This is a genomic window from Pedobacter nyackensis (genome assembly GCF_900176505.1).
GTDB classification, from domain to species: domain Bacteria; phylum Bacteroidota; class Bacteroidia; order Sphingobacteriales; family Sphingobacteriaceae; genus Pedobacter; species Pedobacter nyackensis.
In genome coordinates this window covers 25,847-40,439 of sequence record NZ_FWYB01000014.1, presented here as the reverse complement: position 1 = coordinate 40,439, position 14,593 = coordinate 25,847, and the positions used below count along the sequence as shown (strand labels likewise).

10 protein-coding genes are annotated in these 14,593 nt (G+C 39.4%); 6 read left to right on the top strand and 4 right to left on the bottom strand.

The annotated features are described in order from the left end of the window. The first annotated feature begins 50 nt into the window (after positions 1-50). From B9A18_RS19990 to B9A18_RS19970, 5 genes are read left to right on the top strand one after another with little or no spacing between them, the layout of a single operon-like run. Positions 51-2,705, top strand: coding sequence for a glycoside hydrolase family 2 protein (locus B9A18_RS19990; RefSeq protein ID WP_084291322.1), 2,655 nt, complete (start codon positions 51-53; stop codon positions 2,703-2,705). A gap of 20 nt (positions 2,706-2,725) precedes the next feature. Continuing rightward, complete coding sequence (locus B9A18_RS19985) at positions 2,726-4,147, top strand: glycoside hydrolase family 125 protein (RefSeq protein ID WP_084291321.1); 1,422 nt, start codon at positions 2,726-2,728, stop codon at positions 4,145-4,147. 23 nt (positions 4,148-4,170) lie between these two features. Next, positions 4,171-6,453: a GH92 family glycosyl hydrolase gene (locus B9A18_RS19980; RefSeq protein ID WP_084291379.1), complete on the top strand. Its 2,283-nt coding sequence runs from the start codon at positions 4,171-4,173 to the stop codon at positions 6,451-6,453. A gap of 48 nt (positions 6,454-6,501) precedes the next feature. Then, the gene (locus B9A18_RS19975) at positions 6,502-7,935 is read left to right on the top strand and encodes a sugar MFS transporter (protein WP_235005387.1); all 1,434 of its coding nucleotides are present in this window, start codon (positions 6,502-6,504) and stop codon (positions 7,933-7,935) included. Positions 7,936-7,954: 19 nt separating this feature from the next. Beyond that, positions 7,955-10,159 carry a GH92 family glycosyl hydrolase gene (locus B9A18_RS19970; RefSeq protein WP_084291320.1) on the top strand — a complete coding sequence of 735 codons (2,205 nt, stop codon included), beginning with the start codon at positions 7,955-7,957 and terminating at the stop codon, positions 10,157-10,159. Between the two features lie 52 nt (positions 10,160-10,211). Here B9A18_RS19970 and B9A18_RS19965 read toward each other — a convergent pair whose 3' ends face one another. Both B9A18_RS19965 and B9A18_RS19960 read right to left on the bottom strand, forming a co-directional pair. Further along, entirely contained in the window at positions 10,212-10,568 is a 357-nt protein-coding gene (locus B9A18_RS19965; RefSeq protein ID WP_084291319.1) for a DUF1622 domain-containing protein, read from the bottom strand. Between the two features lie 75 nt (positions 10,569-10,643). Further along, the gene (locus tag B9A18_RS19960; RefSeq protein ID WP_084291318.1) at positions 10,644-11,519 is read right to left on the bottom strand and encodes an Rpn family recombination-promoting nuclease/putative transposase; all 876 of its coding nucleotides are present in this window, start codon (positions 11,517-11,519) and stop codon (positions 10,644-10,646) included. 143 nt (positions 11,520-11,662) lie between these two features. Here B9A18_RS19960 and B9A18_RS19955 point away from each other — a divergent pair, with 143 nt between their 5' ends. Next, on the top strand, positions 11,663-12,358 hold the full coding sequence (locus B9A18_RS19955; RefSeq protein WP_084291317.1) for a peptidylprolyl isomerase: 696 nt from the start codon (positions 11,663-11,665) through the stop codon (positions 12,356-12,358). A gap of 143 nt (positions 12,359-12,501) precedes the next feature. On the opposite strand, the gene B9A18_RS19950 is transcribed toward B9A18_RS19955, so the two are convergent. Both B9A18_RS19950 and B9A18_RS19945 read right to left on the bottom strand, forming a co-directional pair. Further along, the gene (locus tag B9A18_RS19950; RefSeq protein WP_084291316.1) at positions 12,502-13,026 is read right to left on the bottom strand and encodes a TlpA disulfide reductase family protein; all 525 of its coding nucleotides are present in this window, start codon (positions 13,024-13,026) and stop codon (positions 12,502-12,504) included. Between the two features lie 8 nt (positions 13,027-13,034). Then, positions 13,035-14,582: a SusD/RagB family nutrient-binding outer membrane lipoprotein gene (locus B9A18_RS19945; protein ID WP_084291315.1), complete on the bottom strand. Its 1,548-nt coding sequence runs from the start codon at positions 14,580-14,582 to the stop codon at positions 13,035-13,037. Positions 14,583-14,593 lie beyond the last annotated feature (11 nt).

Sequence of the window (14,593 nt, the reverse complement as noted above, 5' to 3'; positions counted from 1 at the left end):
AAAAATATGGGAGCCCCCAGTAACACACACAATAGATTAACCAATAACAAATGAGAAAATCCTTACTATATTTTTCCTGGAGCTTTAAAACTCCTTATTTGATACTGTTTGTGCTTGTTGTATGTTGTGGAATTAAATTGAATGCACAGCAACAATATGAACTGAATTCAGGTTGGCAATGCAAGCCTTTAAAAGAGGTGAGTGTCTCTGGTGCAACCATAACAAAACCTGGTTTTAATATGTCAGACTGGATGCCGGCAACGGTTCCCGGGACTGTACTTACCACTTTGTTAAACAACAATAAAGTGCCTGATCCTTTCTATGGAATGAACAACCAGTTGATCAAGGATGTTTATAGTACCGGAAATGCCTATTATACTTATTGGTTTGTGAAATCATTTGAGCAAACGGCTAAAGGCGACGAACAAGTCTGGTTAAAACTTAGAGGTGTAAATTATAAATGTGAGCTGTTTTTGAATGGCAATAAGGTGAATGCTCAAACGCATGAAGGGATGCATCTGCGCCAACAATATAACATTACCAAACTGCTGGCAGCAAACGGACAAAATAGATTAGCCGTATTGGTTTACCCACCGGATTTTCCAGGAGCACCAAATGGTGGTCAGGGCGGAGATGGAACAATAGCCAAGGGCTTAACTACTCAGTATACAGCCGGATGGGATTGGATACAACCCATAAGAGATCGTAATACAGGAATATGGGATAAAGTATTCATCGAAAAAACCAATGGGGTTAACCTGCAAAACCCTCATGTGATTACATTGGTTCCGGGTAAACGTTTGCCTGCAGGCAAACAGGAAGCTGCAGTGATCCGTACTTCCGGTGAAATTGAAAACCCTTTAAATAAAACTGTGAATGGTTTTTTACAATATACACTGGAAGGGAAAACGATAAAAACAGCCGTGCAGTTAAAAGCCGGAGAAAAAAGAGTGGTTAAGCTTCCTGATTTTCAGTTGGTAAACCCAAAATTATGGTGGCCTAGTGGGTATGGTGAGCAACCACTTTATACCATCCGCATGCAGTTTGTAACGACTGGTGGGCAATTGATAGATGAAGAAACTGTTAAGGTCGGTGTCAGAGAAATTACTACGCAATGGAACGAACGTACCAGAAGTAGAGAAAACTATGTAAACGGACAAAAGATCTTTATTAAAGGAGGGAACTGGGTAATATCAGACGCTATGCTGCGGTTCTCTGAGGAAAGATATGATGCAGAAGTTCGCTTCCACCGCGATATGAACTTAAACCTGATCAGGATTTGGGGAGGTGCAATAATCGAAAGACCGGAATTTTACGAAGCTTGTGATAAATATGGAATGTTAGTGTTCCAGGATTTTTGGTTTAGCGGCGACTGTAACGGTAAGTGGACCGATCCTTTGAAAAAAGATGATCAATGGACGCGCAGACAGTATCCTGACAACCACGAGTTGGTATTAACGGCTGCAGAAGATCAAATTAAAATGATCAGAAACCATGCTTCGTTGGCCTTCTGGTGCGGAGGTAATGAGATTACGCCACCAGATGATATTTTGTTTGCACTTAAAGATAGGATTCTTCCTGAATTAGATGGTACCAGATATTTCTACGACTATTCTAACTCTAACGATATGTCTTATAATTTCCTGGGTGGAAACGGAGATGGACCATATACCATACAAGACCAAAAGACTTTCTGGTCCTTTAAAACTTATCCATACAATTCAGAAGTTGGATCTGTAGGGGTAGGAGATTATGCTTCATTAAAACGTTTTATTCCTGAGAAAAATCTGATCGCTCCTCAAAATGGAAAGGAACCGGATTCAGTTTGGGCTTATCATAAATATATTCCTTACGATCAGCATGTCGATCCTTATGGAAAAGCTAAAGACGCTAAGGATTTTGCAATGAAAGCGCAGTTGGTGAATTATGACCAATACCGTTCGTTAATGGAAGGTTTCTCCGCACATATGTGGGATTGGTATACAGGTGTGATGATCTGGAAAACTCAAAACCCATGGACTGCAATGCGTGGCCAAATGTATGATGCTTATTTAGATGTAAATGCATGCTTGTATGGTTTACGGAAGGGCGGAGAACCATTACATATCATGATGAATCCATTAGATAGCATGGTTACTATAGTAAACAATGGCTTTGGTATTGAACGTAACACTATGGTACAAGCCAATGTGTATGATATAGACGGGAAACTGCAACAGCAAATTCAGGCCTTTACAGAAGTAGCTGCATCTACTACACAGCGAACTTTTCCTATCAACGAGCCACTTAAAAAGATTAAAAATGGGGCATTTGTTGTCTTGAAATTATTAAATGCGCAGCAAAAAGTGCTAAGTGAAAACTTATACTGGTTGCCTGGAGCAGATGGTAAGTACACTGGTTTGCAGTCCATGAAAAACGCTGTATTAAAGGTTGAGACACGTAAGGCAACAAAAGGAAATATCGAGCTTATTTTAAAGAACGATAAAGCCAACCCGGTAGCCTTTTTTAACCGTATCGCATTGGTTAATTCAAAAACCGGCGAAAGGATTTTACCTGCATTCTTTTCTGATAACTACTTAACTGTACTACCAGGCGAAGAGAAAACTATTCAGATAGATTTTCCTGCTCAAACCAATGTTCCGGTAAGCATCCAGGTATATGGCTGGAATGTTAAAGAACAACTTTTACCCTTAAATATTAACTAGTCCATCAATTGAACCGAACCATGAAAAGAAGAAATTTTATACAAAATACCGCTTTGATGGGAGCAGCATTGCTATATAATCCATCACATCTGTTTGCTATGGGAGATGACTTTCCTGTGGTAAGAACACCTCTTGCGCAAAGAAAATTTGTAAGTAAGACGGTAGAAGAGGCTATTAAAGCCTTTAAAGCAGGTGTTGCAGATAAGGAGCAAGGTTGGTTGTTTGAAAATTGTTTTCCCAATACCCTGGATACGACTGTTTTTCACAGCATGATCAATAAAAGACCAGATACTTATGTAATCACAGGAGATATTGATGCCATGTGGCTTCGTGATAGCTGTGCACAAGTTTGGCCATACATTCCTTTTATTCACAAGGACGAAAAGTTAGCTACCTTAATAGCAGGTGTGGTAAACAGACAAACACAATTCATTATAGAAGATCCTTATGCCAACGCCTTTTATAAGGATGTAACCATGGTAAGCGAATGGAAAACTGATTTGACGGATATGAAACCGGGTATCCATGAACGTAAATGGGAGATAGATTCATTGTGTTATCCAATAAGATTGGCTTATGCTTACTGGAAAAAAACAAAGCATAAAGAACCATTTGATGCAAATTGGATTAAGGCTATTAAACTAACCTTACAGACTTTTAAAGAGCAACAAAGGAAAACAGATCGCGGGCCTTATCGTTTTCAGCGTGAAACGGCAAAACCTACCGACACACTCCCAATGGATGGTTATGGTTTTCCGGTTAAACCTACCGGGCTGATTTGCTCTATGTTCAGACCAAGTGATGATGCCACCATTTATCCTTATCTGATTCCTTCTAACTTTTTTGCGGTAACCAGTTTAAAGCAAGCAGCAGAAATGATTGCAGCCTTAACTTCGGAAACAGTATTGAGTAAAGAATTGTTGGCTTTGGCCACTGAAGTGGAAAGCGCTTTAAAACAACACGCTACTTATAAACATCCCGAATTTGGTGAAATTTATGCATTTGAAGTAGATGGTTATGGCAACCACAATTTAATGGATGATGCCAATATCCCTAGTTTACTGGCCTTGCCATACCTGGATGCTATGCCGGTTTCTGATCCTGTTTACCAGAATACCCGTCGTTTTTGTCTTTCACAAAGCAATCCTTTCTTCTATAAAGGCGAAAATTTTGAAGGTATTGGAGGTCCACACGTAGGCAAAGCTGACATGATTTGGCCGCTGAGTATTATTGCCAGAGGATTAACAAGTACCGATCAGCAGGAAATTAAACATTGCCTTAAAATGTTAAAAGCTTCACACGCAGGTACAGGTTTTATGCATGAGTCATTCCAAAAAGACGACCCATCTAAATTTACCAGAAGTTGGTTTGCATGGGCGAATACCATTTATGGTGAGTTCTTGTGGAAAGTTTATAAAGAAATGCCTCAGCTTTTAGGATAGTTATAATGTGTAATGTTATTAAGATGAATAAGATAATTGCCATAACTGCGCTGTTTTTAGGGATTGCCATACACGCCAATGCTCAGGGACTAAAAATCAATGAGCCCGAAGAGTGGGTTAATACCCTTATGGGCACAAACTCTAGCTACCAGCTTTCGAACGGGAATACTTATCCCGCAGTTGCTGTTCCCTGGGGAATGAATTTTTGGGTGCCGCAGACCGGTAAAATGGGGGATGGCTGGCAATACACCTATGATGCTTATCGTATCAGAGGTTTTAAACAAACGCATCAGCCTTCGCCATGGATGAACGATTATGGTCAGTTCTCTATCATGCCGGTTACCGGACGTTTAAAGGTTAACCAGGATGATAGGGCTAGTTGGTTTTCACATAAAACTGAGGTCACTAAACCTTATTATTATAGCGTTTACCTGGCCGATCATGATGTTACTGCCGAACTTACCCCAACAGAGCGTGCAGCACAATTTAGATTTACCTACCCTAAAAGTGATAGTTCATTTGTGGTGATAGATGCTTTTGACAAAGGATCGTATATTAAAATTATTCCCTCGGAGCATAAAATTATCGGCTATTCTACTAAGTATGCGGCTGGATCATTAGTCAATTTTAAAAATTATTTTGTCATTTATTCTGATAAGGCTTTTAGTCTGGCTAAAACTTATGCCGATAAAAAAGAAAGTCGTTCATTAGAGATTTCGGCTGAGCATGCCCTTGCTGTAATCGGTTTTAAAACCAATAAAGGAGAAAAAGTTAACCTGCGGGTAGCATCTTCTTTTGTAAGCATGGAACAGGCTGAACTCAACTTGCAGCGGGAGTTGAGCAAAGACAATTTTGATCAAACTAAGCAAAAGGCAAAATCCTCCTGGAACAAGGCGATGAGTCGTTTAGCTGTAGAAGGTGGAACGGAAGAACAAACTCGTACCTTTTATTCCTGCTTATACAGGATGCTGATGTTTCCAAACAAACTATATGAGATTAATGCAAAGGGGGAGCCTATTCATTACAGTCCGTATAATGGGAAAGTACTTCCCGGCCGTATGTTTGCCGGAACAGGCTTCTGGGATACTTTTCGTGCGCTTTATCCATTCTTAAACCTGGTATATCCTGGTATCAATACAGAAATGCAGGAAGGTTTGGTTAATTGCTATAAAGAAGGAGGATGGCTGCCGGAATGGTCGAGCCCTGGTTATGCCAATGTAATGATCGGTAATAATTCTGCTTCAGTAGTTGCTGAGGCTTACCTGAAAGGGTTAAGAGGTTATGACATCAATACCTTATATGACGCCTTGATTCATGGCGCAAACAACGAAGGTCCGATGGACGCTGTTGGAAGAAGAGGTGCTCCTTTTTATAATGAATTGGGTTATGTGCCATACAATGTAGGTATTAACGAAAATGCGGCAAGGACACTGGAATATGCTTACGATGATTTTGCTATTTATAAATTAGGGAAAGCATTGGGGCGTCCAAAGGCAGAAACAGATCTGTATAAAAGCAGAAGTTTGAACTATAAAAAGCTATTTGACCCATCTAGTGGGTTAATGCGCGGTAAAAATAAGGATGGTTCTTTTGCCACTCCTTTCAACCCTTTCAAATGGGGGGATGCTTTTACAGAAGGCAACAGCTGGCATTATTCATGGAGTGTTTTTCATGATGTTAAAGGCCTTATTAATCTGATGGGTGGCAAAGAAAAATTCAACACTAAGCTTGACTCTATATTTATACTGCCTCCTGTTTTTGACGATAGTTATTATGGACAGGTTATTCACGAAATTAGAGAGATGCAGATTGTGAATATGGGGCAGTATGCACACGGAAACCAGCCCATCCAGCATGTACCCTATTTGTACGCTTATTCCGGACAACCATGGAAAACTCAGTATTGGACAAGAGAAATCATGAATAAACTGTACAATTCCGCACCTGATGGTTATTGCGGAGATGAAGATAATGGGCAAACTTCTGCCTGGTATGTCTTCTCGGCAATGGGTTTTTATCCGGTATGTCCTGCTGCGGGTCAGTATGTAATAGGGGCACCTTTGTTTAAAAAAGTAACCCTAACCTTAGAAAATGGAAAAAAAATGATTATCTCTGCCGAGAATAACCAAGCGAATACGCCTTATGTTAGCAGTATGACTTTAAATGGAAAGCAATGGACAAAGAATTGGTTAGATCATTCAACCCTTTTAAATGGAGGTACATTAAAATTCAATATGTCGGCCAAACCTAACTTAAACAGAGGAGCTGCAACTTCAGATCAGCCTTATTCGTTATCTGAGGAGTAAAACCATAATATACTGATTTAATAATAATACGATTTAAACTACATACAAATGAAGCATACTGATTCAAATGAAAGTGCTCAATCCGGGCAAAGTTATACCACACCATTAATCTCTTTAACCTTTCTATTCTTTATGTGGGGTTTTATTACCTGCATGAATGATATTTTAATTCCGCATTTAAAGGGACTGTTTGTATTGTCTTATTTAGAAGCAATGCTGGTGCAGTTTTGTTTTTTTGGTGCCTATTTTACCGGTTCATTAATTTATTTCCTGATCTCTTATTTTAAAGGAGATCCGATCAATAAAATCGGCTATAAGAACGGTTTGTTGCTCGGTTTAATTATTTCAGCCCTTGGTTGTTTGATGTTTTATCCGGCAGCAACACTTTCTGTTTATGGTTTGTTTTTAGCTGCATTCTTTGTACTTGGTTTAGGATTTACCTTATTGCAAATCACTGCCAATCCATATGTTTCTTTACTCGGAAAAGAAAGTACAGCTTCGGGTAGGTTAAACCTCGTACAGGCTTTTAACTCTTTTGGTACCACAATAGCACCAATATTGGGTGGTTATTTAATTTTCCATTTCTTCGCTACAGAAGGGACCCTGTCTGCAGAGGCTACTAAAATGCCTTACCTTATCTTTTTCGGTGTTTTTGTATTGCTTACTTTTTTTATTTATAAAGTGAAATTACCTGCTTTTAAAGGTCATGAGTCGGAATTAGATGGTTTGGGCGCTTTACGTTTCCCTCAGCTTAAAAGAGGGGCTTTTGCGATCTTTTTTTATGTAGGTGCAGAAGTAACCATAGGTAGTTTTATGATCAGCTTTTTAGAGCATGGCGATATCACCGGAATGAAAGAAACTGTGGCAAAAAACTTCCTTTCTCTGTATTGGGGTGGAGCAATGATCGGTAGGTTCCTTGGTGCAATATCTATGAGTGATGCGCTTAGTCAAGGTAAAAAAATGCTGTATATGGTGTTGGTGTGCGTTGGATTGTTCGTTTTGATCTATGCGATTGTAGACCTTAGTTTCGAACAGATGCAATGGTTCCTGTTGTTTATTGCCGCCAATTTAATCGGTTTTACCATCGGTAAATCAAGTCCGGCTTTAATGTTGTCGTTATTCGCTACTGTCAATATTGTATTGTTGCTGGTTACAGTAATGACTGGTGGTGCGTTATCTATGTGGTGTCTTGTTGGTGTTGGATTGTTCAATTCAATCATGTGGTCTAACATTTTTACCCTATCTATATCAGGTTTGGGTGAGTATAAAAGTCAGGGATCTTCCTTATTGGTTATGGCTATTTTGGGTGGTGCAGTAATTCCACCATTGCAAGGTAGTTTGGCAGATACCGTAGGTATCCAACTCTCCTTTTTGATACCGGTAGTTTGCTATGTGTACATTACCTATTTCGGCTTGTTCTGCATGAAGAAATTTAAGTCTGTTGAGTTTGAATTAGAAAAGGCAACCACTTCTGGTCATTAATTTCAATTTTGCATATAAGATGAAGAAGATATTTTCCTTTACGCTCATTTGTGGTTTTGTTGCCAATTTCTGTGCAACGGCACAAACAAATCTGACCAAATATGTAGACCCGCTTATTGGTTCTGCAGCACATGGACATGTATTTGTAGGTGCAAACGTTCCTTTTGGGGCCGTGCAGCTAGGACCAGCGAATGTTTTTGGCGGATGGGATTGGTGCAGTGGTTATAATTATGTAAGCAACACCATTACAGGTTTCACCCATACCCATTTAAGTGGAACAGGGATAGGTGACCTGAATGATATTCTGGTTATGCCGGCTACCGGTCCGGCTCAGGCCGATTACGTTTCTACTTTTTTACATGAGAATGAGGTTAGTCGCGCTGGATATTATAGTGTGCAACTAGATAAATATCAGATAAAGGCCGAGCTCACAGCATCAGAAAGGGTAGGCTTTCATCAATACACTTTTAAAGCGCAGGATAACCCGCATATCATGCTCGATTTAAGTACAGGTTTGGGCTGGGACACGCCTACAAAGACCTATGTAAAGCAAATCGATGCAACTACGCTGGTTGGTTACCGTTTTTCTAAAGGTTGGGCAAATGATCAGCGCTTGTATTTCGCAGTCAAATTATCTCAACCACTTTCTGGTATAAAGCTAACGGATAGCCTTACTGCACTAAATGGTACTGAAGCAGAAGGTAAACGAATCAAAGCTGTGATAACTTTTAACACCATCAATAATGCTGTGTTAAAGCTTAAAGTTGGTCTTTCACCAGTTAGCTATGAAAATGCATTACTAAACTTAAATACAGAGATTCCTCATTGGGATTTTGATAAAGTAAGGGCAACTGCAGATCGTAAATGGAATAAAGAACTGAGCAAAATAGCGATCAAGGCAGATGCTCCAACGCTTAAAAAATTTTATACCGCAATGTACCATACCATGTTCGCTCCATCATTATTTAATGATGTAAATGGCGATTACAGAGGTACAGACAAAAAGGTGTATCCAAAAGCTGATTTTACCAATTATACTACTTTCTCCTTATGGGATACCTATAGAGCTTTTCATCCTTTGTACACCATTTTGCACCCTGAAAAGGTCTCAGATATTGTTAATTCATTTCTTGCGATTTACAAGCAGCAGGGAAAACTTCCTGTATGGCATTTAATGGGAAATGAAACCAATACAATGATCGGTTACCATGCCGTTCCAATTATTGCTGATGCTTATTTAAAGGGCTTTAAAGGTTTTGATGCAAATCTTGCTTATGAGGCTGCAAAACATAGCGCAATGCAAAAGGTTGATGGTATAGATTACGCCCAAAAGCTAAAGTATATACCTGCCGATAAAGTAATTGAGGCTGTAGCTAAAGGGCTTGAGTATGCAATCGATGACTGGTGTATCGCCCAGATGGCTAAGCGTATGGGTAAAACTGATGATTACGTTTATTTTAGTAAAAGAGCTGGTTTGTATGCCATGTATTTTGATAAGCAGACAGGTTTTATGCGTGGTAAGTTAGAAAATGGCAATTGGCGTACGCCTTTTGATCCTGTTGCTTCTAAGCATAGAGAGGATGATTACACGGAAGGAAATGCATGGCAGTATACCTGGCTGGTACCTCAGGATCCTAAAGGCTTAATCAAATTGTTTGGCGGAGAGAAAGGTTTTATTAATAGACTGGATTCTTTGTTTAGCATAAGCTCTGCAATGACTGAAGGTAGTTCTCCTGATATTACCGGTTTAATCGGACAGTATGCACATGGCAATGAACCTAATCATCATATCCCTTATCTGTATGCTTTTGCCGGCCAACCATGGAAAACAGCTGATGTTGTTCGTAAGGTAACAGACTCCTTGTACACTGTAAAACCTGATGGCTTATGTGGTAACGAAGATTTAGGACAAATGTCATCCTGGTATATTTATTCTGCACTTGGCTTTTATCCGCTTAATCCTGCAAACGGAGTTTATATTTTTGGATCTCCTACAGTAGATGATGCAGTGATCACTTTAGCCGGCAATAAAAAGTTTCATATTAAGGTAGTTGGTAGCAGCAACCGCAATAAATACATCGTTAAAGCAGTATTGAATGGTAAAAGTTATACCAAATCCTATTTGCAGCATCAGACGATTGTTAATGGTGGTGAGTTGGTTCTTTATATGGCTGACAAGCCCTCTACAACCTGGGGTGTTGCATTAAAAGATCGACCGCTTTAGGTAATTGAAAATAGTATGATAAGGCCATCTGTTATTGAAACAGGTGGCCTTATTAATTTTTATCTTCTTCTATTGGACCGTTTTCAGCAATGTCTTCAATTTCCCTGTTAAGGAAATAAGATAAACCTGTCCTGATTACTACAGTTCCTGCCAATATTCCCAAATCCTCGAATGATGGATTAAGGATGGTATCAATAATGTCTGATGCAATCAGAAACTCTAAACCAAGTAATAGATAATAACCTACTTCTATTTTGATTTGAATGGTTTTGGCCAGTGAAAAGGTATTCTTGAGTCGGTTGACCTCGTTGCTGATAAATTTCAGCAAACCAAGTGCAGCGCCATAACAGATAATAGCGATACTGACGTAGCTGATGATCTCGGATATAAATTGGAGCACGTTATCCATGAGCCGATGGGGTTTACATAAAAATAGCAAATTATTTTAGATGTGACCTTCTGCTCATCATTTAATCTTGGTGTGCTATAGCTTTTCGATCTCTTCAATTGAAAGCGAAGTGAATTTCGCTATTACCTCATTAGACATTCCATCTTTTTTCATTTTAAGTGCAATGTTGATCTGAGTTTGTTTTGTAGCTTCTTTGGTTGCCTGTTCGGCTGCTTGTTCAGCAGCTTGTTTCTTAGCCCAATCCATGCCACCTTTCCAATCAGATTTAGCTTTCACATCTGATTCGTATAATTCTCGCTGCTCTTTGGTTAACTTGCTCACTTCGGCAATTTTAAATATCTTTTGAAATATCCTTTTGTCCAGGAAGCTCGGGATCTTATTCAGGTGGCTTAAGTTTTTTAGAAGATAAAGCCATTTGTCCAGATCAGACGCTAATTCATGTTCCTGTTTATCAAAGTTAGGTAATTCGAGGAACTTGTAACCCATACCTTTGTAAAAAACTTTACCTGTATCGGTGTTCGTTAATGCTATGTTATGCAAATAATTGTTGTTGATGTTATTGAACTGAAACTCCATAATTCCTATGAGATAAACTTCTTTTAATGGTATATTCCAATCCTGAGTTCCTCTTGGTAGTTGTGCACTGATCAGTCTGGACATGTAAAATACACACCTATCTTTAAAGAATTCCTGTCCCGTTCTCTGCATCTCAATAATAAATTGCTCGCCATCCTGGCCAGTACAGGTTAGATCGAAAAGTACTTTTTTCTCTTTAGCATTACTTCCTCCATGTTCAGTCGGGCTGTAACTAAGATCGATAATGATCTTTTCTCCTTGAAAAAGGTCGTTTAAAAATTCGATAAGAATATCTTTATCAGGTTCATTTCCAAATAAATGCTTAAACCCGAAATCAGTTAATGGATCGATGTAGCGGCTAGTCTTTTCTGTCATAAGTAGTAAATTGATTAAATAGGAGAAATCTATGTTTCTTTAATTAGAAATAGGTAAAGGTTTAGTAGATGTTTTATTTTTTTCTCTGAATTTTAACTGGTGCTGATTGAATTGTATCTTGGCTGATTAAATTTCCTGATCTTATGAAAAGAATTATATTTTCCCTTTTTCTGGTTTTATTAGTTACACAGGTAAAAGCCCAATCTACTTTTGTGCGCTTTATGACCAATAAAGATGACATCACCATTATGTTGTACGACGAAACGCCAAAACACAGGGATATGTTTTTGACGGGGATAAAAAAGGGTTGGTATAAAAATGCAGAATTTAACCGTGTCATAAAATCCTTTGTAAGTCAGGGGGGAGAATTGGACGATACCATACTAAACAGAGAAAAGCGACATCCGGAGCTTGGTGCAAAAAGGTTCGCGGCAGAAATTAAACCAAACCTATTCCATAAAAAAGGAGCGCTAGGAGCTGGCAGAGATGATAATGCGGAGAAAGCATCTTACTTTACACAGATCTATCTGGTAGTAGGGAAAAAGCAAACCGATGCACAGCTGGATGCCATCGAACAAAAAAAGAACAGAAAGATTCCTGCAGCACAGAGAGCAATTTATAAAACAGCAGGAGGGACACCGCATTTGGACCAGGACTATACCATCTTTGGTGAAATCGTAGAAGGCATGGAGGTGGCAGATGCCATCAATGCTATGGCTACAGATAAGAATGACGTGCCACTTAGTGCGGTTGTTTTTAATCCGGTTATACTTTCTAAAAAACAGGCAACAAAATTTCAGCAACAGCTAAAGAAGAAAAAGATCTACACCCACGAATAATTATTAAAGGGAAATAGCGTTATAGGAAATATCATTGCGATTTTTTCAATTCAGCATATACCAACACACACAATTGGTTAGAAAATGAAATAGGCTAAGGACTGCATGCCCTTAGCCTTTTCATTAATTATTCAAATCTGCTGTTATTTAAGTAATTTATCAATTGCAGCAAGCATACCTTCAAATTCTTCTTTGTTGTATAGACGGGTAAGGTAAGCGATTTTTCCTTCCTGGTCGATCACTACATTTCTGGTTACGCCACTTTTTTTATCTGCAAAACGGCCAAAGATATCTGCATTCGGATCAAGAGCCAATGGATAGCTGATCTTCATGTCCTTCGCAAATTTTTGTACCACTTTTAGTGGCTCATCACGATCTACACCGATCAACATTAATCCTTTATCTTTATAAGCCTGCCATACATCCTTTTCCAGGTGTGGCATTTCTTCGCGACATACCTCGCACCAGCTGGCAGTAAACTGTAGAACAACTACTTTTCCTTTCAACTCGGATAGGCTAGTCGTTTTTCCGTTGGATAAAACCAGTTTAAAATCACTGGGTACAATATCTCCCACTTTTACTTTATAACCGCGATCATCCGGTTTGGTATCCTGGGCCATTACAAAGGCCGGGAATAAACAGATCAGGTAAACTAATAATGTTTTCATAGCTAAGTTTATTTATTCCACCAGAGTGGAGTGGTGATCACATCATCTCCCTGGGCAGTAAGTGCCTGCTGGTAATTGGTTTTGTTTACACTTTGTTCTTTTAACGGATAATAGATACGCTTAGGTATACCATCTCCGAACACTGGCTTAAATACGTAATTAACAGTTCCGGTAGGAAGTACTCTTGTCCAAACGATATCATTTGGTTTAACCAAAAAGCTAGGGAATCCCGTACGGCGAATTTCCGACCAGGCCTCCAATCCTTGGGTATAAAGCGCAAAGTATTTTTGTGTCAACACCCTTTCTTTAGTTGCTGCAGGTAGATTGTTCGCGTAGGTCTGCGCAGCTGGTTGTGCAATACCCCAACGGGTCAGGGAGGCTACAACCCCTTTTTTGTATTCGCTATCGCTCCAATTTTGGTATTCAGAGATCAAAAATGCTACCTCCGCATATTCCTGAAGTACTTCGCTAAAATCTGCTGCATTAACCAATATGCCTGGTAAGCTGATGTCGGCAGGCTTATTAACTCCGGCAACTTCTAACGGTAAACCGTAAGGCTGACCAATAAACTCATTGTTTTTATTAGGTCGTGCATAGATTGGTAAACGAGGATCTAAGGTGTTAAAAGGCCCCAATTCTCCTTTTAAGGAATTGATGAGGATGTGTGATACCGCAAAATCCTGACGGTTAGCCGTAACCGTTCCTTTGTAAAGCGGAGCTTCATTTGGCGCCGAAATACTGTACTTAAATGCAGCGGTATGTGTATTGGATGTAAATACACCCTGAGCCAGCGCTTCAGCAAAATGTTGTTGCGAAAGCGTAGGTAATTTACCACGGATTCTAGTGGCTAAGCGCAGACGTAATGAGTTGGCAAACCTCGCCCAGTTTTCATTGTTGCCTTTGTATATAACATCCGAAACGCCAAAAGTATTGGCTGTTGGATATTTCCATAAAGTATCAGCTGCCTGTTTTAGTTCATTCAGCATATCCGTATAAATTTTTTCCTGGGTAGCATACTTTGGGGTATAGTTATCAGGGTTTTGTTGCAGAGCTTCAAATGAAGGATCTGCACCAGCAAATGATTGGTAAGGTATATCCCCAAATGCATCGCTCAGGGAATGAAAGGTAAAGACCTTTAATACACGGCAGATCGCAATCTGGTTGGCATTTGTACCTGCAACAGCACCTGCAGCAGCAATGGCCTTAGTGGCCGGATTGGTATTTAGTTTTATGATCTCATTTAAGTTATTTAAAGCCTTAAAACCATCAGCCCAATAACGATCTGATGTGTTTTTCGGAATATCGTAACGACTTTGATCTGTATAAATATTCTGACTGTAGTACTGTGCAAACAGCATGGTGCCATTCAATGAAAAATCCAGGTTCCTTACATTGTCCATGATCTGTTTCTCAGCAGATAAAATAAGGGTAGGGGTAGGCACATTGCCCGGTCTGTTCGGATCTATATTGATTTCTGCCAGTTTATCGTCGCTGCACGAAGCAAATGCTGTAAGTGACAATAATGCAAGGGCTGATATTTTGTTATAAAAGTTCATCTCAGTAATTT

What these genes read in the sequence shown, in the direction of transcription:
- B9A18_RS19990 (WP_084291322.1), top strand. Translation starts at nt 51, where the DNA reads ATGAGAAAATCCTTACTATATTTTTCCTGGAGCTTTAAAACTCCTTAT.
- B9A18_RS19985 (WP_084291321.1), top strand. Translation starts at nt 2,726, where the DNA reads ATGAAAAGAAGAAATTTTATACAAAATACCGCTTTGATGGGAGCAGCA.
- B9A18_RS19980 (WP_084291379.1), top strand. Translation starts at nt 4,171, where the DNA reads ATGAATAAGATAATTGCCATAACTGCGCTGTTTTTAGGGATTGCCATA.
- B9A18_RS19975 (WP_235005387.1), top strand. Translation starts at nt 6,502, where the DNA reads ATGAAGCATACTGATTCAAATGAAAGTGCTCAATCCGGGCAAAGTTAT.
- B9A18_RS19970 (WP_084291320.1), top strand. Translation starts at nt 7,955, where the DNA reads ATGAAGAAGATATTTTCCTTTACGCTCATTTGTGGTTTTGTTGCCAAT.
- B9A18_RS19965 (WP_084291319.1), bottom strand. Translation starts at nt 10,568, where the DNA reads ATGGATAACGTGCTCCAATTTATATCCGAGATCATCAGCTACGTCAGT.
- B9A18_RS19960 (WP_084291318.1), bottom strand. Translation starts at nt 11,519, where the DNA reads ATGACAGAAAAGACTAGCCGCTACATCGATCCATTAACTGATTTCGGG.
- B9A18_RS19955 (WP_084291317.1), top strand. Translation starts at nt 11,663, where the DNA reads ATGAAAAGAATTATATTTTCCCTTTTTCTGGTTTTATTAGTTACACAG.
- B9A18_RS19950 (WP_084291316.1), bottom strand. Translation starts at nt 13,026, where the DNA reads ATGAAAACATTATTAGTTTACCTGATCTGTTTATTCCCGGCCTTTGTA.
- B9A18_RS19945 (WP_084291315.1), bottom strand. Translation starts at nt 14,582, where the DNA reads ATGAACTTTTATAACAAAATATCAGCCCTTGCATTATTGTCACTTACA.